Raw genomic sequence first — 2,001 nt, forward strand, 5'->3', positions numbered from 1 at the left:
TTGCCCCTCTAGCTAAACCCTAAATCATCCCAACCAAAGGAGGCTGGTAAAACATAAGCTAGCTGTGTTTTTTCCATCAAAGCGTAGTCAATACTTTTCTTTTCTAGCTCAGCATAAGCCGCCACACCTTTTTCTTCTAAAGGGGCAATAATTTCTGGTGCATGAGTGCGCAATTCATCTAAAACTACCCCAGCCCGGAAAATGAACATTCCACTGTTCCAGCTGAATCGACCAGTAGACAAAAATTCCTCAGCGGTCTCTTGGTTAGGCTTTTCGGTGAACCGACTGACCTGATACACTGGCAATCCTTCAAACGTGCCAGTCTTCTGACCTTGCTCAATGTAACCGTAGCCTGTAGAAGGATATTGGGGCCTGATTCCTAAGGTCACAATCGATGACTCAGTGGCAGCCAATTGAGCAGCCGCCTTGATAGTTTGCTGAAACCCTTGCTCATCTTCAATCCAGTGGTCAGCAGGGAAAAAGCCCACTACCGCATCTTCTCCGTAAGCCTTGGCAATTTCTAGAGTTGCCCAAGCCACTGCTGGTGCTGTATCCCTTCCTTCCGGTTCAGCTAATAGATGCTTCTGGGGTAACGATGGTAGTTGTTGAGTCACTCCCTCAGCTAACATAGCAGAAGTAATCACCCACAAGTGCTCTGGCCCGACCGTCAGCTTACTCAATCGGTCAGCCGTTGCCTGCAAAAGACTCTTGCCACTACCATCCAAACATAAAAACTGCTTGGGTCGGTGCTTACGGCTCAACGGCCAAAACCGTTCACCTTTGCCACCAGCAAGAATCACAGGGATGAGAGAATTATCCATGATGTAGCCTTAACTGTAGTTTTCTGCTACATACTAACCTCACTTTCCCTGATTCAGCTGGTATAGGCTGTAGATTATGAAAAATGGTTAAAGTACTTCTTTAGCCATTACATTAGTCGTTACATTAGTCCTTAAATTAGTCATTTGTCCACCAATTCCTTCATCCTTGTTCCGGCATTCGTGTTGTGCATTGATCACAAAGGACTAATCACTCTTAGATGTTCCTCAAAGTGCTTTCACCAGGAGCTTTAGCCGTGGGTAGCCAAAGCGCTTTTTTCAATTAAGCCACTTTGAAGGTAGGCAAAATGGTTTATTGGCTTTGACTTATAGACTTATAGACTTATAGGCCAACAACAATATCTTAAACTGTAGCCACAGGCTACAGTTTAATTGGATAGCCAACTATAGGCTTGGAACTTGAATCCTTTAATAGTCATCACAATTCATAGGTATATTTGGATACAGGTGTGATTAATAATGCCTCAGCTTCAACACCCCAACCATCACCCCAAGAGGGTGATACAGGAGTCTCTTACTCTCAGCTTGACCTGACTACAGACCTAGACGCTTCTGTCTCTGGATTAAGATTAACCCTTGCCCCCTATTTACGGTGGGTATTCTGGAGTAGTGCTTTTGTCCTGACAGCAGTTATTTCTGCGGCTTTGGGAGCGACCTTAGCCCTAGTTACCCCATTGTCGCCCCTGATTAAATCCCATTCTCAGCCGGAAAACTCCAAAATCCCCCAGAATCAACCAGCCGCTTCTGAGCACAATTCTTCCCGTAAAAATTTTCCCTACAACCTGTCACGACCAGTCAATATCCTGGTGATGGGCATAGACCGAGTCCCAGATGCGTTGCCAGGTTCCCCAGAGGTTTTTGGTGGTCGCAGTGATACCCTGTTGCTGTTGCGCTTAGACCCCAAAGACCACTCCGTGAATATGCTTTCAATTCCACGGGATACCAGAATAGAAATTCCGGATGTTGGGATAATTAAAATTAATGATGCCAATGTCAAAGGTGGATCTACTTTAACCGCAGAAGTGGTTAGCCGTACCTTAAATGATGTACCCATTGATAGGTATGTGCGCATTACCACTGATGCATTTCGGGAACTTGTGGATTTGGTCGGTGGGCTGGAAGTGTTTGTACCGGAGAGGATGGAATATGTAGATGTCACTCA

At 45.4% G+C, this 2,001-nt stretch carries 1 protein-coding gene and 1 pseudogene; one reads left to right on the plus strand and one right to left on the minus strand.

Features of this window, described 5'->3' with window-relative positions; genetic code table 11:
• Positions 1–17: 17 nt before the first annotated feature.
• Positions 18–821: pseudogene (locus F6K52_RS35760) on the minus strand (mannose-1-phosphate guanylyltransferase); the annotation flags it as partial.
• A 455-nt stretch (positions 822–1,276) separates the two neighbouring features.
• Between F6K52_RS35760 and F6K52_RS35765 the strand changes: the two are divergent.
• Positions 1,277–2,001: LCP family protein (locus tag F6K52_RS35765; RefSeq protein ID WP_293089866.1), on the plus strand; the 725-nt coding region annotated here is incomplete at its 3' end.

It is taken from the genome of Moorena sp. SIO3H5, from assembly GCF_010692395.1.
Lineage (GTDB): Bacteria > Cyanobacteriota > Cyanobacteriia > Cyanobacteriales > Coleofasciculaceae > Moorena.